Below are 19,153 nucleotides of genomic sequence, written 5' to 3'. Positions count from 1 at the left end.
TCCCAACCCCAAATGAAAAACCCCAGAACGTTCACGGATAAATTTTTCCTTGTAATCAAGGGCTTATTTATGGGAGCGGCCAACAAAGTTCCTGGTGTTTCAGGGGGTATAGTGGCTTTTGTAGGCGGATTTTATGAAGAGTTTATCTATTCCCTTCAAAAGGTAAACGGAAAAGCCTTTAAACTCTTGCTTAGTGGAAGGCTAAAAAGTTTCTATCGCTACACCAACGGCCAGTTCTTAACCCTCCTTATTTTTGGCATGTTGGTGAGTTATTTCAGTGTCTCCAAAATTTTGGATTATTTTTTGGAAAGAAATGAACTCTATGTTTGGTCTGCCTTTTTTGGAATGATATTGGGCTCCATTTACTATATAGGAAAAGACTTTGGGCATTGGGGAAAAAAGACCATTCCAGCAGGAATAATAGGATTAATCATAGGTATATCCATAAGCTTCCTTAATCCCGCTACGCAGAACGACAATCTGGTCTTTATCTTTTTCTGTGGTATTATCAGTGTCTCCGGCATGACCTTGCCAGGATTATCAGGTTCTTTTATATTGATTCTCCTAGGCAATTATGTACTCCTGTTGGTAGATTCCGTAAACGCACTATACGATACCTTTTCAGAAATCTTAACGGGCGACTTCAGTTTTATTAAAAACACGACACGTCTCAATACCTTAAAAATCCTAGCGGTATTCACTGTAGGATCTGCTGCGGGATTGGTGACCCTTTCCCACCTATTGACCTACGTACTAAAACATTACAGGAATTTAACAACAGCCGTGATCATAGGATTTATCACGGGCTCATTGGGAGTGGTATGGCCCTGGAAACGCACTTTATTCAAAACGGATATCAACGGCAATTTGCTCTTGGACACCAACCATAACCCGATAATTAAAAACTATGAGCGATTCTTACCAAATTTGGGATCTTCAGAAACTTGGTGGGCCATATTTTTTATTTTTTTTGGTATATTAATTTTATTAGGATTAGACTGGTATGGAAAAAACAGAAAGCGATAAAATTAGATTTGGATTAATAGGAAAAAATATTTCCTATTCATTTTCAAGAGGTTATTTTACCAAGAAATTCTCTGAAATGGGACTGGAAAGGCATTCGTACGAGAATTTTGATTTCGATCATATTGACCAGTTTAAGGGCCTATTGGAACAAAACAGCAATATCAAAGGCTTTAACGTAACTATCCCCTACAAAGAACAGGTTATGCCCTTCTTATCGAAAATAGACCCGGAAGCCCAGGCTATTGGGGCCGTGAACACTATAAAAATAATTGGGCAACAAACAATAGGTTTCAATACGGACGCCTATGGTTTTCAAAAATCTATTGAACCCCATCTACGGGTACACCACAAAAAAGCGCTTATCCTGGGTACCGGTGGTGCTTCCAAAGCAGTGGCATTTGTGCTTAACAAATTGGGAATATCCTATAAATTTGTCTCAAGAAGTCCAAAAGAGGGGCAGCTCAATTACACGGAACTTAACAAGGAGGTGTTAACGGACCATACGGTAATTGTAAATTGTACCCCATTAGGCACTTACCCTAATATAAGTGACAAACCCGACCTTCCTTACAACTTTATTACTGATCAACATTTGCTTTTCGATCTTATCTACAACCCGGAAAAAACAGCATTTTTGCTGGCAGGTGAGCAGCAAGGCGGAAAAATAAGCAACGGCTCCAACATGCTCAAATTCCAGGCAGAAAAATCTTGGGAGATATGGAATTCCTAGCATAAGAAGCTATTAGGCCCCTTAAAACCATGAAAATACAGGAATCCCTTCTATAAAAAGTCCTTAAAAAGAAGTTTCATTACCTTTGATATATAGACGGATGTAATTATATTTCCGTACATTACATTTAGAAAGCTATAAACATTAATAAAATGTTAGAAGATAAAGAAGACAACCAACAGAATAATGTAGGTACAGAGGAAACTTCAGGAAATACCGAAGCAATAAATAATTCGGAGACTGAGACAGGAACAAAATCCGGTCCAATTTCCCATGACATTGAAAGCGATACCGAAAACAGCCCCAAGGAAGTAGCCGAAGACAAAAGGGCATCCAACGATTCTGAAACCAAGGACAAAGAGAAGTCGGAAGAAATTTCATCCAAAGAAACCTCGGAAAAAGTATCATCCAATGAAGAAAAAACATCTTCCGAAGAGATTGCGGAAAATGTTGTGAACAATGAAAATGCCACAGAAACAACGGAGGGCAAGGAGGAAGATGTCTTGGAAGAAATAGATGAATCCAACGCTGAGGATGCCGAAGATTCGGACAACCATCAGCGGCACCATATCCCCATGCCGGATTACCACGCTATGTCTATGGAGAACTTGGTAGGTGAACTTCAGCGACTGGTAAGGAACGAAAAGGTACAGGCCATTAAAAAGCATGTTGATGGCATTAAATATGAGTTTGACCAGAAGTTTCAGGAGTTCATAGACGAAAAAAAGGAGGATTTTGTAAATAGTGGTGGAAACGAAATAGATTTCCGTTACAATTCGGTTACCAAAAGACAGTTCAATGAAGTGTATTCGGATTACCGGGAAAAAAGAAACAGCTACTATAAAAACCTGGAACAGGGACTTAAATCCAATCTTGCACAAAGGCTGGAAATCATCAATGAACTTAAGGCCTTGGTCAACGTTGAAGAGGATATAAATACCACCTATAAAAACTTTAAAGATCTTCAGGAACGCTGGAAAAATGCCGGCCCAATTCCACGTGCAAATTACAATGATGTGTGGCGTACCTACCACCATCATATTGAAATATTTTACGACTTCCTCCATCTCAATAGAGAGCTAAGGGATCTGGATTTTAAGCACAACTATGAGGAAAAACTAAAGATAGTCCAGAGGGCGGAAGAGTTGGTCCAAATGGAGGATTTAAACAAGGCATTTCAAGAACTTCAGACCCTGCATAAAATCTGGAAGGAAGATATTGGCCCCGTTGGCAAAGAGCACAGGGAGGAGATTTGGGACCGTTTTAGCAATGCCACCAAATTGCTGCACCAAAGACGACAGGATTACTATAAAGATCTGGAAAAGGTCTATGAACAAAACCTGGAAAAGAAAAATGGGATTATCCAGGCCATAAGTTCAATAGCCACCCATATTGCATCGAGTCACAAAGAATTGCAACAGCAAATAAAGGAAGTGGAAAAATTGCGCGATTCTTTCTTTAAAGCGGGAAAAGTACCTCAAAAAGTAAATGAGAAGACTTGGGCAAGTTTTAAGGAGGCTGTACGCGATTTTAACAGAAACAAAAACAACTATTACAAGAATCTAAAAAAAGACCAACAAGCCAATCTCGATAAAAAAAGGGCACTGTTGGAGCTTGCCATTTCATTAAAGGATAGTGAAGAGTGGGATACCACTACCCAGGAAATGAAAAGAATACAGAACGAATGGAAAAAGATTGGACACGTTCCCAGAAAATACTCGGACAAAATATGGAAGGAATTCAAAACTGCCTGCAACCATTATTTTGACCGTTTACACGCCTTAAAAAATGAAGCCCACAAAGAGGAAATAGATAATTTTGAGAAGAAAAATGCCTGCCTGGAAAATTTAAAGAGTTTTCAGTTAAGTGGTGACAAGAGTAAAGATTTAGCGGATATTAAGGAGTTCATTTCTGAATGGAAAGAGGCTGGCAGGGTACCTTTCAACAAAAAGAGTATAAACTCCAAGTTCAACAAAATACTCGATGCACTTTTCAAAAAACTGGATGTCAATAGACAGGAAGCGGAACTGTTGAAATACGGCAATAAGATTCAACAGTTGGCCAACAATGACAATGACTACGCCATCTCCAATGAACGTACTTTTATCAGAAGAAAAATAGACGAAAGCAAGAGTGAAATTCGACAATTGGAAAATAATCTTCAGTTCTTTTCCAACGCTTCCGAGGATAATCCCCTGGTAAAAGAAGTAATTAAAAACATAAATAACCACAAGGAGTCGTTGGCCACTTGGAAAGCCAAACTCAAGAAGCTCAACATTCTGGAAAATAATTTGATAAAAGAGGCAGAAGAAGCGGAAAACGAGGAAGAATCCTCCGATGACGAAGAATAGACCTCAATAATCTTAACAATTAAAACATAAGCACATTAATAGAAATAAGGTTAGTGCAATGATGGCTTTATGGTTTGTTATTTCACTAACAAGCTGTGGCACCCCTAGAATAATTGTTAAAGAAAATTCCATTACCCCAACCCTAGGGTTACCGCAACCCAATTCAATATTTATTATCACCAAGAAAAACCCCAACCTGAACGACTCTTTCCTAATCGGTACCATAACCACCAAACACAATGACTATAACGGGGACTGCAATCTACAACAAGTTAAAAGGGCGGCAGAAAAAGAAGCTAAGGACATTGGTGGTAATTTAATATTTGTAACAAAACACAAGCTCCCGAACGCCCTCTTCAATCCTTGCCATAGAATTAAGGGTAGAATCTATTCCGTTCCCAATCCCGAGGCTTTTGAAAATGAAATTCTTTGGAGCCCAAATAGAAAATTAAAGGTGAGTGATTTTAAGGGATCAACCTTGGGCAAGCTCTATGTTGCCGCCACTAACACCTATTTTGGCTATAGTACCAGCGTAAAATCGGAAGAAAACCTCGTAATGGTGGAAGTGGACACCTATTTCGATTGTGAACTATCCTATTTTAAAAATATCAAGAACCAATCTTTGGTATTAAACCACGAACAGTTGCATTTTGACATAACGGAACTATATGCCAGGAAATTTATTCAACGATTGCACCAGGAAATCAAGAGTTTTGAGGACCTGATAAAGAATGTGGAGCGCATAGGGAACGAGGTAAACAAAGAACTTCTATTAAAGCAGGAGGCTTATGATAAGGCTGTATACAGTGATTTATCCCAACAGACCAACTGGGATGAATGGACCGAAGTAGGCCTAAGAGCACTGGACATTTATAAAAACAAGACCATAAGCAAACCTTATAAGGAGGACTAGAAAAAGAACGCCCAAGCTACCCGCACTACTCCATCATATCATTTAATCCGGACTAGTGCAACAAAAAAACTGCCCAATAAACGTATGGACCATTTATCGGGCAGGCTATTATAAAATAAGTACTATATTACTTGGCTACATTTACCGCTCTAGTTTCCCGAATAACAGTAACTTTTACCTGACCAGGATAGGTCATATCTGTTTGGATTTTTTGGGAAATTTCAAAAGATAGTTCAGCCGCCTTGTCATCGCTAACTTTTTCACTTTCCACAATAACCCTTAATTCCCTTCCCGCCTGAATAGCGTAAGCTTTTTGAACACCTCCAAATCCGAATGCGATATCTTCCAAATCCTTCAATCGCTGAATATATGAATCCAACACCTGTCTTCTTGCCCCTGGTCTTGCACCGCTAATAGCATCACAGACCTGCACAATTGGTGCAATAAGCGTTTTCATTTCTATCTCATCATGGTGGGCGCCAATGGCGTTACAGACATCTGGTTTTTCTCCAAATTTCTCCGCCCATTGCATACCAAGAATGGCATGTGGTGTTTCCACTTCCGCCTCGGTGTTTGGAACCTTTCCAATATCATGCAATAGTCCGGCACGCTTGGCCAATTTTGGATTTATTCCCAATTCGGCCGCCATAACACCACATAGTTTGGCAACTTCCCTGGAGTGTTGAAGAAGGTTCTGACCATAGGAAGAACGATATTTCATTCTACCCACCGCCTTGATCAATTCTGGATGCAGACCATGTATTCCCAAATCGATTACAGTACGCTTACCAATTTCAACAATTTCCTCCTCTATCTGCTTTTCTGTCTTTTTTACGATTTCCTCAATTCGGGCAGGGTGGATTCTTCCATCCGTTACCAGCTTGTGCAACGACAAACGTGCAACCTCTCTACGAACAGAATCGAAACAGGAAAGGATGATTGCCTCTGGAGTATCGTCAACGATGATCTCTACCCCCGTAGCTGCTTCCAACGCCCTAATATTTCGGCCTTCTCGCCCAATTATCCTACCTTTTACATCATCGGATTCCAAATTAAAGACGGAAACACAATTTTCCACTGCCTCTTCGGTACCAATTCGCTGAATGGTATTGATAATAATTTTCTTGGCTTCTTGCTGGGCCGTAAGCTTTGCTTCTTCCACGGTAGTCTGAATGTAAGCCATGGCATCAGATTTTGCCGTATCCTTAAGGGACTCCAACAATTGCGATTTGGCTTCTTCGGCCGATAGTCCCGAAATTACCTCCAACTGTTGTACCTGGCTTTTGTGAAGTTTTTCAAGTTCAGATTGTTTCTTTTCCAGAAATTCACTCTTATAATCCACCTCTTTCAGCTTAACTTCCAGCTGTTCTCCTAATTTCTTGCTTTTTGCCAGTTCACTACTGACCTGGGATTCTTTATCCCTTGTCCTTTTTTCAGCCTCTGAAATCTTTTTGTCCTTGTTGATTATTACCTTTTCGTGCTCTGCTTTTAGTTCCAAAAACTTTTCCTTGGCCTGAAATATTTTATCCTTCTTAATATTCTCCCCTTCTATATTGGCTTCCTTAATGATATTAGCCGCCTCCTTTTTTGCACTGGCTATGGTTTTGGAGGCCTTCCCCTTTTCCATAAACTTAGCGACGGCAAATCCAATTGCCAATCCAACCAATCCTATAATTATTGCTATACTATCCATATATATATTTGAAAATTATTTAAAAAAAAAGCCCACATTGATGGAAGATTTGTACAAACCCCGATAAACAGGTTTAGGGCTACCAGACTGCTCAAGGATCCTTATACAAGTAAGGCCTGCTTTTACAATCTAAACTCACCCTTTTCAAACAAATTAGTGTTGAGTTTGTCAAAAATTAATTACCAATGTGGGCAGTAACTATATTTATTTTAAAGAACGTTATTTCATCCCTAGCTTGGAACTAACCAACACATTTAGTGCTTTTAATCGCTCTGCGGCTTCTTTTACACCTTCTGAGTGGTCTATTCCTTTTTGCTCAATTTTAGAGGCAAACTGAAGTGCGCACATGGCCAGCACATCTTGCTTATCCCTAACGGCATAGTTTTGCTCAAATTTCTTTGCCAGCTGTTCTATATTCTTAGCGGCCTTTCTTAAGCCCTCCTCCTGAAGAGGATCAATTGTTAAGGGATATACCCTATCTGCTATAGAAAGCTTAATTTTGAGCTTCTCTGCCATATTGTTTATTTACACTATTCCGAAAGTTGGGCAATACAATGGTCCAACTCCCTAATCAATGTGTTTATTTTAAGCTTAGCTTCGGTCTTATTCGTATCACTGCCCAGCATAGAACTCGCCAATTTTAGTGAATTGTATTTTTCCTGCCATTCATTCACTGAAACCTTTGTAGCCTCATGATCATTTTTTACAGCAATCAATTCTTCTTCCAATTTTATATTGGTATGGTGCAACAGCTCTAGCTTATGCAACAATTTACTAATTTTATTTTCTAAAGAATCAACAATATCTACCAATTCACTCATTTGCAAATATCAATGCATTTTACACAAAGTTAACACACCTCTTTATACTTAGCAATTCTTTTTTCATTTATTCTTAAAGTAATATTTCCAACTTCAATTTAGTAAAAGGTATCAAACCTCAGGGCAAGCCCCGAACCCAATAATTGGAATCGACCCAAGGGTAGAGGTATTGAACCCAGATTCCGCCGATAAAGGCGGTATTAGTTTAACTTGCCATTTTCAATGCGTCTTACTGACTACTCAATATTGAGTTTCACTTATAAAACTAATTGACCCTTTTTATAATTTATATAACACAGACTTTTTTTTGAATTAGAATGGTATTAATTACTTTCGTATCAATTATCACTAATATGAAAGGCTTTTTCTTAGGATTATTTCTATTTACCTCAATCTTTTATGGGCAAGCTCCCTATCCTACGGATTTTTTCCGGTCTCCCTTGGATATTCCACTAGTACTTTCGGGAACATTTGGAGAATTGCGCTCCAACCATTTTCACGCAGGCATAGACATAAAAACGCAACAGCGACAGGGATTACCTGTATATGCTATTGGCGAGGGTACGGTTACCAGAATAAAAGTATCGGAATGGGGTTATGGAAAAGGACTTTATATAGCCCACCCCAATGGCTACACTTCGGTCTACGGTCATCTTCAAAAGTTTTCGCCCGAAATAGAAGCATACGTTAAGAAAATTCAATACCAAAAAAAATCTTTTGAAGTGGAAATTTTTCCAGAATTTTCGGAGCTTAAGTTGCAGAAAGGCGATCTTATTGCCTTCACCGGAAATACAGGCGGATCTGCCGGACCCCATCTACATTTCGAAATTAGAAACAGCGCCACTGAAATGCCTACGAATCCTCTTCTCCATGGATTGGAAGTAAGGGACGCTACAGACCCAACTTTGTTGAATGCTTATGTATATCCCCTTTCTGAGAACGCCCAGGTTAATCAGAGTCAGGAAAAAATAAAATTAAAATATCATAGACAAAGTGATGGTACCTATCTGGCAGACAAAGTAACTGCCCTTGGCACCATTGGATTCGGAATTAATGCATTTGATCGACAAGACCTAGCGGCAAATCAAAATGGCGTTTACTCCGTAAAGCAAATGGTAAATGGAAAATTATACACCGAATTTAATTTTGAAACATTCTCATTTACGGAAAGCAGATATATAAACACTTTGATAGATTACAACCATTACAGTACTTACCGGGAAAGGATACAAAAGTGCTTTAAGGACGACAGCAATCTTTTGGGTATCTACAAGACCATTTACAATAATGGAAAAATAGAGGTAAGTGAGGGTTTATCCTATAATGTTGAAATCCATATTCAGGATCTTGCCGGAAATCTTACCAAATTGTTCATACCTGTGGAAGGAAAGCTTGAGGAAATTAAAATTCCAAAAAAAGAAGAGCAAACGGACCACTATATTATTGCCAAAAAACCTAACAATTTTGATTTGGGCGCAGCAAAAGTATACTTCCCGGCCAATACGTTTTACGACAACTTTTATATAGATTTAAAAAAAGGACAGGATACCATTACGATCCACAACAGCAAAGTACCCGCGCATAGAAACTTCACCATAACCTTTGATGTTTCAAAATATTCGGAAGAGGACAGGCAACAAATGTACATTGGAAGACTGGACAACAATAAAACAGCAAATTACTCCTCTACCTATAAGCGGGGCAGCACCTTTACAACAAGAACCAGAGACCTGGGCACCTATACCTTGGCAAAAGACACGGTGGCTCCACAAATTAGACCTCAGAATTTCAAAGACAAACAGTGGCTTACCAACTACAGCTATTTAAGCTTAAAAATTACGGACGACCTAAGTGGAATAGACACCTACAATGCAACCCTTAATGGGGAATGGATACTTCTGGAATATGAACCCAAAACTAGTACCATAACCTATAATTTTGATGATCTTATATTGGATAAAAAACAATGTGATTTAAAAGTGGTGGTTACCGATAATGTTGGTAATAGCAGTACTTTCACCAGTACATTTTACAGAAAATGAAACATTGAGACTTTTTAAGCTATATTTTTTTGTCGTTTTAAATTTTTCGGCAACTCTTCTAGAGGCACAAACGGCTACGATAACCGGAGTGGTTTTTGACGAGAATGAAAAGCCCTTGCCCAATGTTCATATTGAATCCAAAAAACAAGGAACTTTCTCCGATATAAATGGGTTTTATATATTGGAAATTATAGCGGACCAAGAAACAACTATAACTTTTTCACATTTAGGTAACCAAAAACTAGTACTGAAAGATCTCATTCTCAATACCAATGAGAATTATGAATTTTACCCGATTTTAAAAAATGAGGCAATACGTATAGCAGAAGTTGTTGTAACACCTGTGGGCAGTAGGCACGCCGAGGGTATTACAACTATTTCATCAGATATTGTGCGAAATATTCCAGGACCTAATTCGGGGGTGGAGAACATCTTAAAGCTTTTGCCCGGTGTATCCTCCAACAATGAGCTCAGTACCCAGTACATGGTAAGGGGGGGCAATTTTGATGAAAACTTAGTGTATGTCAATGACATAGAGATTTATAGGCCCTTTCTAATACGCTCCGGACAACAGGAAGGCCTAAGTTTTGTTAATAGCGATATGGTGGGAAACCTGCAATTTTCCGCAGGAGGTTTTCAAGCCAAATATGGGGACAAACTTGCCTCTGTTTTGGATATCACCTATAAAACACCTGTTTCCTTTGGACTTAAAATAAATGCGACCCGTCTAGGTACTTCGACAACCTTGGAAAGTGTATCCAAAAACAAGAAATTATCTTCCTTAAGCAGCATCAGGTCCAGGGACAACAGCCTCCTTGTAAATAGCCAGAACACCAGCGGCAATTACGACCCCTCCTTTTTTGATATTCAACAATATACCACCTACCTATTTTCCAACAAATTTCGAATTAGCTATCTGGGAAATATTTCGATCAACAATTACAGGAATCAGCCTTTTACCAGACAGACCAATTTTGGAACACTGAACGATATAAAAACTTTGACGGTCTATTATTCAGGAAGTGAAAAAAACCAGTATAGGACCAACCTAAACGCCCTTAAAGCAGAATATCAAGTAAATGACAAAATCACTTTAAAATTCATTTCCTCCCTATATTTTAATAGGGAACAAGAATATTCCGATGTAATATCACAATACCGGCTTAGTGAGTTAAACGCTGATCTTGATAACGATCTTTTAGGTGAACCTACCTCGTTTAATGGATTGGCCACACAATATAATAGAGCCAGGAACGATCTGGATGCAAAAATCTTTAACTTAGAACATAAAGGCATTCATAGCAAGGATGGGAAGGCCATTTCATGGGGACTTAAATATGAACATACCGATATTAGGGACCAAATTAGGGAATCGGAATTCTTGGATTCTTTAGGATACATGGTACGCCCTCCCAATTCTGGTTATAATCGCAATGAACCCGAAATACCCTTTGAAGCGCCCCTGCTGCCGTATGAGGGTATTTTTGCCAGAAATACCGTAAGCTCCCATAAAGTCTCCGGATTTGCACAATACAGCCAAAGAAGAATTTGGAAGCAGCATAGCATTTATTATAACATAGGAGCCAGGGTCAGCCATTGGGCCGTAAAGGGCAATGACCTGAAAAACAGTGCACATACTATATTTAGTCCCAGGGCCCAATTTTCAATTAAACCAAATTGGAGCAAAGATATGTTGTTCAGACTCTCTGGGGGAGTCTACCAACAACCCCCACTATACAGGGAATTAAGGGATAACAATGGCACTGTTCATCCTGAAGTGGAAGCCCAAAAATCCTATCATATTGTATTTGGAAACCAGTACAGCTTTAAAATGTGGCAACGGCCCTTTACATTGATCGGTGAAGCCTATTGGAAAAAAATGACCCACGTTAATCCCTATACCTTGGAGGATGTCCGTATAAGATATGCGGCCCAAAACAATGCAAAAGCCTACGCATACGGGGCTGAATTAAGGCTAACCGGCGCCTTTGTTCCCGGTACGGAGTCATGGTTTAGTTTAGGCTACCTTAAAACAGAAGAGAACATTAATGAAAGGGGATATATTTCGAGGCCAACGGATCAGCGTTTACAAGTAGGCATTCTCTTTCAGGACTACATGCCAGAGGTACCGGACCTTAAAATGTACTTAAACCTGGTTTACAACACAGGCCTGCCCGGAGGTTCCCCTAGCTATACCGATCCCTACCTGTATCAAAATAGATTAAGGGATTATAAGCGTGCAGATTTAGGAATTTCCTATATTTTTGTGGGAGCCAATAAATCCAATGACAAAAATGCCTTTTTACGGATTTTTAAGGATCTGAGTGGCGGCTTTGAAATATTTAATTTATTTAACAATCAAAATTCCATAACCAACACATGGGTGAGGGATTTAGTAAACGCACAACAATTTGCCGTACCCAATTTTATGACCGGCCGTATCCTTAATATTAAAATTGAGATGCGTTTTTAGAAATGACCTTAGTTAACCTTAAAATGGGCAAGCGCACGGGGCAATAACATATTTGATTTTCCCTGGATGTATCAACAGCCAATGTGCCGTACAAAAAGAACAAAAAGCAGTAAATGAAAAATATTCTTATTATTATATTCACCCTTAGTTTCCTTGGTGCATCCGCCCAAAAGAACATTTATGAAAGTGAAAAGTTTGATGATTTGAGCCAAGATCACAGTAATTTGGCCATTATCCCATTTTTGACCAATTTGGAACTTGAGGATGAAATATCCGGCGAAGAATTAAAAGATCTTGAAAAGAAGGAAGGCTACGCAGTACAGGACGCCCTAGAAACTTATTTTTCCAAAAGAAAAAAGAAAAAGAAATTTTCCGTTGAGTTTCAGAATATAAAAAACACCAATGCTATCCTGAAACAAAATGGTATATCGTACGATAACATTGATGTTTATAGTGTAAAGGAACTAGCTCAAATTTTGGAAGTTGATGGCATAATTAGTGGTACTTTAGACTTAAACGTGCTGCTATCCAAGGGTGTCCCAACAGAATTTAGCCTTCTGGATTACATCAACGGCGATGCCGATTATGGCCGAATAGGAGTTAAAATAAGTGACGGTAAAACCGGTAAATTACTCTGGAAATACGAAAAGCAAATCAATAAGAAATCGGGCAAGAATACCACAGACCTCATCGATCTGATGATGAAATTGGCTTCCAGGAAATTTCCTTACGACAGGGAGCGCCCAAGGGACCGAAAAAAGGACTAATCGCAACCAAATTCACGTAGCACCTCAACAACGTAATCCAATTCCTCTTTGGTATTATATTTTGAGAACGAAAATCGCAAAGAAGGTTTTTCCATGTCTTCATTGGAAAGTATTTCCGTAAGCACATGCGATCCAATATCGCTACCGGACTGACATGCACTACCTTTGGAACAGGCTATACCTTTTAGATCCAAATGAAACAACAACATCAGCGCTTTTTCCGGATCAAAAGGGAGGCGCACATTCACAAGTGTATAGGTACCTCCCTCCATATCCCCGGAAAGGCCATTAAAAGCCACATCAGGAATGGCCTTGGATACTTTTTCTATAAAATATCTTTTTAGTTCCGTCACATAATTCCGTTCCTCCTCCAAGTTATCATAGGCGGCCTTAAAAGCCTCTTCCAAACCCACAATATTGTGATACGGCTCAGTTCCTGCCCTAAATCCGCGTTCTTGGGACCCTCCAAAGATTAAGGGTTTTAACCCTGCGTTTCTTTTAATATAGGCAAACCCAACCCCTTTGGGACCATGAAATTTATGGGCCGCAGCAGTCAGGAAATGGGCATTGGTTTTCTGTACATCCCATGGGAAATGTCCAATGGACTGTACCGTATCCGAATGAAATAAGGCATCATTTTCCATACAAAGTTTTCCAACGGCCGATATGTCCGTAATATTCCCTATTTCATTGTTTACGTGCATTAAACTCACTAATTTCTTACTTCCATCCTTCTTCAGTAGCGACTCCAAGTGGTCAAGATCTGGATTACCGTCGCTATCCAAATCCACAAACCAAAGTTGAATATCATATTCCTTGGCAAGCGCCTCGGCCGTATGCAATACGGCATGATGTTCTATCTTGGATGTAATGAGGGTTTCCACTCCAAGATCACGTACACTACTCCTAAGGATCATATTGTCCGCTTCGGTCCCTCCCGAAGTAAAGATTATCTCCGCTGGGTGGGCATTTAAGTACTTAGCTATGGTTTTTCTTGCTTTTTCAATAGCTGTTTTAGCTGTCCTTCCAAAACCATGGGAAGAAGATGGATTACCGTAGCAACCTGCCAAGGCATCTTGCATTTTTGCTATAACCTCCGGTCTTACCTGAGTGGTTGCGGCACTATCCAAATAAACCTTTTTCATTAAAAATTAAATCAAATTAAAGACCTTCCCAACTCCCGGGAAGATTGCCAAAATTACTTGAAATAAAGTTAATTTCCTGTAAAATGCTTATAAACCTCTAGGATTATAACTTATATTTCGATTAAATTTGAGGCATGAAAAATCTCTTGACTTTCCTTTTGTGCTTAACCCTTTACTCATGTGATGATGGGGATTTAACCATAGAGACTATCGACTTTGACGATATTGCAATTGATTACTGTGACACTTCAGTTACGACCAGCACCACTTTATTCTTCAAAATTAACGGTAATGAAGCTCTAATTCTCACCTTGGCAAGTGGAACACTTAAGAATGAAGCATCGGACGGAGAGGTTGAATATCCTATTTCTAATAGCACTACCCTCACCTATCGGGATTTTTCCGATGATGTTTCCAGTGATTATTTTTGTGATCTTATCCCTACAACCGAACCTACGGTTGTGGAGGAAATTGAAGCCGAGAGCGGTTTAGTACTCATAACCTCCACAGCGGTTGTTGATGGTGACACCACCACTTATGAACACACCATAAGGCTAAGTGAGATTACATTTATCAATGCCTCCAACAATCAGCGGATAACCGATTTGAGCATCAACGATTTTGGAACGGTGACCACCAATTAATTATGGAGTGTTCTGAAAAAAATAAACTTCAGTAGCCCCCATACCGTATTTCTGATAGTCGGCATCATAAAACTTTGCGTTTTCGTACCGTTTAAAAAGATAATGTAGTTCTTCTTTTAAAATACCTTCACCAACACCGTGAATAAATACAACCTTTTGTATTTTTTTTCGAATAGCAAAATCCAATTGACGTTTGGCCGTATCAAGTTGAAGGTTCAATATTTCAAAATTGGTCATTCCTTTTGATGAAGGCGTTAACTTATCTATATGTAGGTCAACTTCCATCTGCGGGGCATATCGCTCCTTGCCCCTTAATTTACTCCTATGCCTATTCTTTGGCACTTCTTTTTCCGCCTTTATTTTGGCTACCTCATAATTGGATACTTTTATAGCATTGGAACCGCTAACTTTCAACAATTCAGCTGCCGTATATTTCAATAGGAACCCATCATTACTTTCCACTGTAATTTGCCCATCACTTATTTTTACAATAACCCCTTGAACAATATCATCGATGGCTTCAACTTGATCTCCTACCTTAAAATCCATTAGTTCCTTTCTTTGTCGTTATCCTGATCCCCTTGTTGATCTATACTCCACAATTGTGTGGTCTTGTACAGCCCGAACATTAAAATTACAATCCCAATACTCAAAGCATATTCCTCGTGCATAATACGGTCTCCCAACCCCGCAATTGCGGCTCCCACAATAATCAATACCAAATAAAAAGTCCGTTTTGTTTTCATTGCCCAAAAATAATAGTAATTTTCGGTAAAGAATTATATTGGTCCTTTAAAAAATCCTGATGGCAATTCTCTTGGAACTGGAAAATTATATGCTGCCTTGTATGAACAAGCAGATATTTGGAATTGAGTGTCCCGGATGTGGAATTCAACGGTCTATTTCCTATTTGCTGGATGGCAATTTTATAGAAGCCCTGAAGATATATCCGGCCATCTACACCATAATACTTCTTATAGGCTTCATTGGAGCCACACTGGTATTCGATATCAAAAATTCTTTCAAAATCAAAATTTACCTTTTATATCTAAACGCTGGAATCATCATTGTAAGTTATATTTACAAAATGATTCATCTAATACATTAATAAAGAATTATGGAACAACAAAAACTACCTAACGCAACATTAATATTAGTATTCGGGATTATTTCAATAGTTACGTGCTGCTGTTATGGAATCATTGGATTGATATTTGGTATTATTGGCCTTGTTTTAGCAAAAAAGGCCACTATTTTATATGCAGTAAACCCCAGTATGTATGAAGGATACAACAACGTTAAATTGGGAAAAACCTTATCGATTATAGGAATTGTTTTGAATATTCTAGTAATTTTCTTCTTTGTATGGATCATCTCGATCATTGGTTGGGATGCCCTACAAAACGAAGAACTTATGAGGGAAAGAATGGAAGATTATTTCCAAAACCTTGAATAAGCATTAGTACAATCAATAATAATTTATATTTTATGGAAAACAACCAAACCCGTCCCAAACCTAGCAACTATTTGGTTTTAGCAATTATCAGCACTGTCTTTTGTTGCCTTATCCCAGGTATAGTAAGTATTGTAAATGCGGCCAAAGTGAATGAAGCTTATGCCCTTGGCAATTTTGAACAGGCAGAGAGAGCTTCTAAAAATGCCAAGACATGGGCCATTGTTGGTATAGCCATAGCCGGCTTGTTTTGGCTTTTATATATTGCATTTTTTGGCCTAGCCATTTTTGGAGGATTAATGAGCAGTAGTGATTTCTAATCGAAAGAAAATATTGGGAGTTATAGTTTTTGGAGTGGTATTCTTTGGAATACTACTCCTTTATTTTTTTTATAACCCCAGTAATTCTTACTATTTTCCCCAATGTCCATTTTTTACCGCTACAGGCTATTACTGTACTGGATGTGGAAGTCAAAGGGCATTACACGACTTACTCCACTTGGATATCATGGGTGTGGCCAAACACAACCTACTCTTTATTCCTGCATTCTTATTGATTGCCTATCATTGGATACGTAGCTATACTCCGTTAAAAAACAAAAAGAGCTTCCCGGATATCATCTATCACCCTAAAACACCCATAGTGTTATTTATATTAATATCGCTGTTTACAATTTTAAGGAATATCAATCTTTATCCCTTTACCCTTTTGGCTCCAGAGTAAAAAACCCGTTATTGCATCAATAACGGGTCATCTCTTTCATGAGGGGAGTATTACTTTTCAAACATCCTAAGTGTTTTAATTATAATGCCAACACATTCCAAAAGTTGTTCCTTGGTCATTACCAATGGAGGGGCGAACCTGATTATATTTCCGTGGGTTGGTTTCGCCAAAAGACCGTTATCCCTTAATGCCAAGCAAATATTCCAAGCAGTTGAACTATCTTCGGTGTCGTTTATCAAGATGGCATTTAACAATCCTTTACCCCTAACGGACTTTACAATATTACAATTAGGTATAAACTTATTGAGTTCTTCCCTAAAGAGCTCACCCAATATATAGGCATTTTCGGCGAGCCCTTCCTCTTTTACCACCTCAAGGGCAGCTATGCCCACTGCAGCTGCCACGGGATTGCCTCCAAATGTACTACCATGGCTACCAGGTTTTATAACCTCCATGATTTCGTCATTGGCCAATACTCCGGATACTGGATAAGCCCCTCCTGAAAGCGCCTTTCCCAGAATTAAAATATCCGGTTTCACCTCTGGCGTCCCACTACAGTGCCTGTCCGGACAGCTACAATTACCACATGTAGCCAATAATTTACCTGTACGGGCTATACCGGTCTGCACTTCATCTGCTATAAAAAGTATATTATGCTTTTTACACAACTCCTTCGCCTTGGCTAGATAGTCTTCAGAAGGCACATATACTCCAGCTTCTCCTTGTATGGGCTCTACCAGGAATCCAGCAATATTTTTATTATTTTCCAATACCTCTTCCAAGGCCTTTAGGTTATTATATTCAATCTTTATAAATCCTTCGGTAAAAGGTCCATAATTTTTACGAGCCACAGGATCGTTGGAAAACGAGATGATAGTGGTGGTACGGCCGTGAAAATTATTTTCACAAACAATAATTTGAGCTTGATTTTCAGGAAGCCCTTTTTTCTCATACGCCCATTTTCTACAAATTTTAAGCGCTGTTTCTACCGCTTCCGCCCCCGTATTCATGGGTAACAACTTGTTGTACCCAAATGTTTCGGCAGCCAACTTCTCAAATCTTCCTAGCATATTATTGTAAAACGCCCTGGAAGTCAAGGTTAGTGTTTGCGCCTGTTGTATCATGGCGCCAACGATTTTAGGGTGACAATGGCCTTGATTTACCGCTGAATAGGCCGACAAAAAATCATAATATTTCCTTTTCTCAACATCCCAAACAAAAACACCTTCACCCCTACTTAAAACTACTGGTAAGGGATGATAGTTGTGCGCTCCGAACTTTTCCTCCAATGCAATTGCATCTTTAGAAGATAATTTTTCCAAAACAGACATGATTTAATAAATTTAAATAAAACTTTAGCAATTCCTTCTTGGGGAGAGAAATCATCCATCTTTTGCAGAGAACGCAAATTACGAATTGTAACTTGCATCCTAAAATTTTTGGGTATTGATTTTTACTTGGAAAAACCTACCAATCAATCGTTTAGGTCAAAAGTGGCACTAACTGGATAGTGATCGGACAAAAACCAATTTTCTTGTCCGTTATGGACTTGGGCCCCAAGAGATTTTTTGGAGAGCTCAGGTGAAGCCATAATATAATCTATCCGTTCCATACGAGATATTAATTGTTCCGTGCTTTCTTGGTTTACCTCTCCCAAAACCCGACCTGGAAAACTGCCTCTTTCCCCTATTCCGTTGGTATATCCTTGAACTATATCATATGAGGGCAGTGAAATAAATTTAGACATCACGGCATAATCAAAGTTGCCATTGACCAAATTGCCATCCAAGCCCTTTCCTGCATTGGATTCACGCAATCTCTGCAATAATTTACCATTGGAATCGTATAGATCGGCATCAAAGGGGGAATGGGCATTAAAATCCCCCAAAACCACATATTTGGAACTGGTTTTGATGATTTCTTCCAATTTCCCTGATAGTATATCGGCCTCTTCGCGCCTTCGTGCAATGCTTCCCGGATGAAGGTGAATTACAAAAAAATCAATTCCATTGGTGGTGCAATGTAAAGCCCCATGATGCATACCTTCCATTATTTTTTCTTTTACCACAATAGGGTATCGCGAGGTAAAACCAACCGAGTAGCCCGTTGTTTTCAGTAAAATGGAATATTCATGTCCCCAGGCAGTGGCATCCCCCCGCAATTTTTCAGAGGTATAGGCGCATAGTTCCTGAAGGGCCACAACATCTGGGGCTTGGGCATTCATCCAATTTTGAACTTTTTCCCTTCTTTCTTGATCTTTCCCCCAGTCATAACCATTCCAAATATTATAGGTGATGATTTTAAAATCGTCTTTATTTTCCTGCGACGCCTATAATAAGGGCAGTAAAGCCAGAATCAAAAAAATATTTCGC

20 protein-coding genes and 1 other RNA gene are annotated in these 19,153 nt (G+C 39.0%); 12 read left to right on the top strand and 9 right to left on the bottom strand.

The genetic code is table 11. From position 1 onward, the window contains the following. Positions 1-12: 12 nt before the first annotated feature. The 4 genes from B9Y87_RS19955 (at position 13) to B9Y87_RS19940 (ending at position 5,020) form a co-directional block, all read left to right on the top strand. Positions 13-1,026, top strand: a complete 1,014-nt coding sequence (locus B9Y87_RS19955) for a DUF368 domain-containing protein (protein WP_085500730.1) — start codon at positions 13-15, stop codon at positions 1,024-1,026. After that, a complete protein-coding gene (locus tag B9Y87_RS19950; RefSeq protein ID WP_085500729.1) occupies positions 1,004-1,756 on the top strand; it encodes a shikimate dehydrogenase family protein in 753 nt (250 codons plus the stop codon). Before B9Y87_RS19955 ends, B9Y87_RS19950 begins: the two co-directional genes overlap by 23 nt. Before the next feature lie 152 nt (positions 1,757-1,908). Next, on the top strand, positions 1,909-4,107 hold the full coding sequence (locus tag B9Y87_RS19945; protein WP_085500728.1) for a DUF349 domain-containing protein: 2,199 nt from the start codon (positions 1,909-1,911) through the stop codon (positions 4,105-4,107). A 58-nt stretch (positions 4,108-4,165) separates the two neighbouring features. Further along, positions 4,166-5,020: a hypothetical protein gene (locus B9Y87_RS19940; protein WP_085500727.1), complete on the top strand. Its 855-nt coding sequence runs from the start codon at positions 4,166-4,168 to the stop codon at positions 5,018-5,020. 127 nt (positions 5,021-5,147) lie between these two features. Here B9Y87_RS19940 and rny read toward each other — a convergent pair whose 3' ends face one another. The 4 genes from rny to B9Y87_RS19920 form a co-directional block, all read right to left on the bottom strand. Further along, a complete protein-coding gene (gene rny / locus B9Y87_RS19935; protein WP_085500726.1) occupies positions 5,148-6,713 on the bottom strand; it encodes a ribonuclease Y in 1,566 nt (521 codons plus the stop codon). A gap of 55 nt (positions 6,714-6,768) precedes the next feature. Continuing rightward, a non-coding RNA gene (ssrS, locus tag B9Y87_RS19930) (6S RNA) lies at positions 6,769-6,878 on the bottom strand. Positions 6,879-6,932: 54 nt separating this feature from the next. Beyond that, positions 6,933-7,229, bottom strand: a complete 297-nt coding sequence (locus tag B9Y87_RS19925) for a cell division protein ZapA (RefSeq protein ID WP_085500725.1) — start codon at positions 7,227-7,229, stop codon at positions 6,933-6,935. Positions 7,230-7,243: 14 nt separating this feature from the next. Then, positions 7,244-7,534 carry a hypothetical protein gene (locus B9Y87_RS19920; protein ID WP_085500724.1) on the bottom strand — a complete coding sequence of 97 codons (291 nt, stop codon included), beginning with the start codon at positions 7,532-7,534 and terminating at the stop codon, positions 7,244-7,246. Between the two features lie 353 nt (positions 7,535-7,887). Between B9Y87_RS19920 and B9Y87_RS19915 the strand changes: the two genes are divergently transcribed. The 3 genes from B9Y87_RS19915 (at position 7,888) to B9Y87_RS19905 (ending at position 12,816) form a co-directional block, all read left to right on the top strand. Next, positions 7,888-9,576 (top strand): M23 family metallopeptidase, encoded by a 1,689-nt coding sequence (locus tag B9Y87_RS19915; protein ID WP_085500723.1) that lies wholly within the window; start codon positions 7,888-7,890, stop codon positions 9,574-9,576. Next, complete coding sequence (locus B9Y87_RS19910; protein ID WP_085500722.1) at positions 9,530-12,049, top strand: TonB-dependent receptor; 2,520 nt, start codon at positions 9,530-9,532, stop codon at positions 12,047-12,049. Before B9Y87_RS19915 ends, B9Y87_RS19910 begins: the two co-directional genes overlap by 47 nt. Before the next feature lie 113 nt (positions 12,050-12,162). Beyond that, positions 12,163-12,816, top strand: a complete 654-nt coding sequence (locus tag B9Y87_RS19905; protein ID WP_085500721.1) for a hypothetical protein — start codon at positions 12,163-12,165, stop codon at positions 12,814-12,816. On the opposite strand, the gene B9Y87_RS19900 is transcribed toward B9Y87_RS19905, so the two are convergent. Then, positions 12,813-13,961, bottom strand: a complete 1,149-nt coding sequence (locus B9Y87_RS19900) for a cysteine desulfurase family protein (RefSeq protein WP_085500720.1) — start codon at positions 13,959-13,961, stop codon at positions 12,813-12,815. The two genes, B9Y87_RS19905 and B9Y87_RS19900, sit on opposite strands and share 4 nt — an antisense overlap. 134 nt (positions 13,962-14,095) lie before the next feature. On the opposite strand from B9Y87_RS19900, the gene B9Y87_RS19895 reads away from it, so the two are divergent. After that, positions 14,096-14,605, top strand: a complete 510-nt coding sequence (locus B9Y87_RS19895) for a hypothetical protein (protein WP_085500719.1) — start codon at positions 14,096-14,098, stop codon at positions 14,603-14,605. Here the strand turns inward: B9Y87_RS19895 and B9Y87_RS19890 are convergent, their stop codons facing one another. Both B9Y87_RS19890 and B9Y87_RS19885 read right to left on the bottom strand, forming a co-directional pair. Beyond that, positions 14,606-15,154: a Smr/MutS family protein gene (locus B9Y87_RS19890; protein ID WP_085500718.1), complete on the bottom strand. Its 549-nt coding sequence runs from the start codon at positions 15,152-15,154 to the stop codon at positions 14,606-14,608. Further along, the gene (locus B9Y87_RS19885; RefSeq protein ID WP_085500717.1) at positions 15,154-15,351 is read right to left on the bottom strand and encodes a hypothetical protein; all 198 of its coding nucleotides are present in this window, start codon (positions 15,349-15,351) and stop codon (positions 15,154-15,156) included. Before B9Y87_RS19885 ends, B9Y87_RS19890 begins: the two co-directional genes overlap by 1 nt. A gap of 59 nt (positions 15,352-15,410) precedes the next feature. On the opposite strand from B9Y87_RS19885, the gene B9Y87_RS19880 reads away from it, so the two are divergent. Genes B9Y87_RS19880 through B9Y87_RS19865 form a run of 4 tightly spaced genes read left to right on the top strand, consistent with a single transcriptional unit; the run spans position 15,411 to position 16,781 of the window. Next, complete coding sequence (locus tag B9Y87_RS19880) at positions 15,411-15,713, top strand: DUF2752 domain-containing protein (RefSeq protein WP_245808763.1); 303 nt, start codon at positions 15,411-15,413, stop codon at positions 15,711-15,713. A 9-nt stretch (positions 15,714-15,722) separates the two neighbouring features. Further along, complete coding sequence (locus tag B9Y87_RS19875) at positions 15,723-16,061, top strand: CCC motif membrane protein (protein ID WP_085500716.1); 339 nt, start codon at positions 15,723-15,725, stop codon at positions 16,059-16,061. 32 nt (positions 16,062-16,093) lie between these two features. Continuing rightward, positions 16,094-16,378 carry a CD225/dispanin family protein gene (locus B9Y87_RS19870; RefSeq protein ID WP_085500715.1) on the top strand — a complete coding sequence of 95 codons (285 nt, stop codon included), beginning with the start codon at positions 16,094-16,096 and terminating at the stop codon, positions 16,376-16,378. Continuing rightward, on the top strand, positions 16,368-16,781 hold the full coding sequence (locus tag B9Y87_RS19865; protein ID WP_085500714.1) for a DUF2752 domain-containing protein: 414 nt from the start codon (positions 16,368-16,370) through the stop codon (positions 16,779-16,781). The genes B9Y87_RS19870 and B9Y87_RS19865 overlap by 11 nt, the downstream gene beginning before the upstream one ends. Before the next feature lie 50 nt (positions 16,782-16,831). On the opposite strand, the gene rocD is transcribed toward B9Y87_RS19865, so the two are convergent. Both rocD and B9Y87_RS19855 read right to left on the bottom strand, forming a co-directional pair. Then, the gene (gene rocD, locus B9Y87_RS19860) at positions 16,832-18,112 is read right to left on the bottom strand and encodes an ornithine--oxo-acid transaminase (protein ID WP_085500713.1); all 1,281 of its coding nucleotides are present in this window, start codon (positions 18,110-18,112) and stop codon (positions 16,832-16,834) included. Between the two features lie 143 nt (positions 18,113-18,255). After that, entirely contained in the window at positions 18,256-19,065 is an 810-nt protein-coding gene (locus tag B9Y87_RS19855) for an endonuclease/exonuclease/phosphatase family protein (RefSeq protein WP_245808765.1), read from the bottom strand. Positions 19,066-19,153: the final 88 nt, after the last annotated feature.

It is taken from the genome of Arenibacter troitsensis, assembly GCF_900177645.1.
GTDB classification, from domain to species: Bacteria; Bacteroidota; Bacteroidia; order Flavobacteriales; family Flavobacteriaceae; genus Arenibacter; species Arenibacter troitsensis.
The sequence above is the reverse complement of the archived record's forward strand: the minus strand, read 5'-3'. Positions and strand labels throughout refer to the sequence as shown.

Bases quoted from the DNA above. Each gene is read 5' to 3' on its own strand.
- B9Y87_RS19955 (WP_085500730.1), top strand. From the start codon at position 13: ATGAAAAACCCCAGAACGTTCACGGATAAATTTTTCCTTGTAATCAAG.
- B9Y87_RS19950 (WP_085500729.1), top strand. From the start codon at position 1,004: ATGGAAAAAACAGAAAGCGATAAAATTAGATTTGGATTAATAGGAAAA.
- B9Y87_RS19945 (WP_085500728.1), top strand. From the start codon at position 1,909: ATGTTAGAAGATAAAGAAGACAACCAACAGAATAATGTAGGTACAGAG.
- B9Y87_RS19940 (WP_085500727.1), top strand. From the start codon at position 4,166: ATGATGGCTTTATGGTTTGTTATTTCACTAACAAGCTGTGGCACCCCT.
- rny (WP_085500726.1), bottom strand. From the start codon at position 6,713: ATGGATAGTATAGCAATAATTATAGGATTGGTTGGATTGGCAATTGGA.
- B9Y87_RS19925 (WP_085500725.1), bottom strand. From the start codon at position 7,229: ATGGCAGAGAAGCTCAAAATTAAGCTTTCTATAGCAGATAGGGTATAT.
- B9Y87_RS19920 (WP_085500724.1), bottom strand. From the start codon at position 7,534: ATGAGTGAATTGGTAGATATTGTTGATTCTTTAGAAAATAAAATTAGT.
- B9Y87_RS19915 (WP_085500723.1), top strand. From the start codon at position 7,888: ATGAAAGGCTTTTTCTTAGGATTATTTCTATTTACCTCAATCTTTTAT.
- B9Y87_RS19910 (WP_085500722.1), top strand. From the start codon at position 9,530: ATGTTGGTAATAGCAGTACTTTCACCAGTACATTTTACAGAAAATGAA.
- B9Y87_RS19905 (WP_085500721.1), top strand. From the start codon at position 12,163: ATGAAAAATATTCTTATTATTATATTCACCCTTAGTTTCCTTGGTGCA.
- B9Y87_RS19900 (WP_085500720.1), bottom strand. From the start codon at position 13,961: ATGAAAAAGGTTTATTTGGATAGTGCCGCAACCACTCAGGTAAGACCG.
- B9Y87_RS19895 (WP_085500719.1), top strand. From the start codon at position 14,096: ATGAAAAATCTCTTGACTTTCCTTTTGTGCTTAACCCTTTACTCATGT.
- B9Y87_RS19890 (WP_085500718.1), bottom strand. From the start codon at position 15,154: ATGGATTTTAAGGTAGGAGATCAAGTTGAAGCCATCGATGATATTGTT.
- B9Y87_RS19885 (WP_085500717.1), bottom strand. From the start codon at position 15,351: ATGAAAACAAAACGGACTTTTTATTTGGTATTGATTATTGTGGGAGCC.
- B9Y87_RS19880 (WP_245808763.1), top strand. From the start codon at position 15,411: ATGGCAATTCTCTTGGAACTGGAAAATTATATGCTGCCTTGTATGAAC.
- B9Y87_RS19875 (WP_085500716.1), top strand. From the start codon at position 15,723: ATGGAACAACAAAAACTACCTAACGCAACATTAATATTAGTATTCGGG.
- B9Y87_RS19870 (WP_085500715.1), top strand. From the start codon at position 16,094: ATGGAAAACAACCAAACCCGTCCCAAACCTAGCAACTATTTGGTTTTA.
- rocD (WP_085500713.1), bottom strand. From the start codon at position 18,112: ATGTCTGTTTTGGAAAAATTATCTTCTAAAGATGCAATTGCATTGGAG.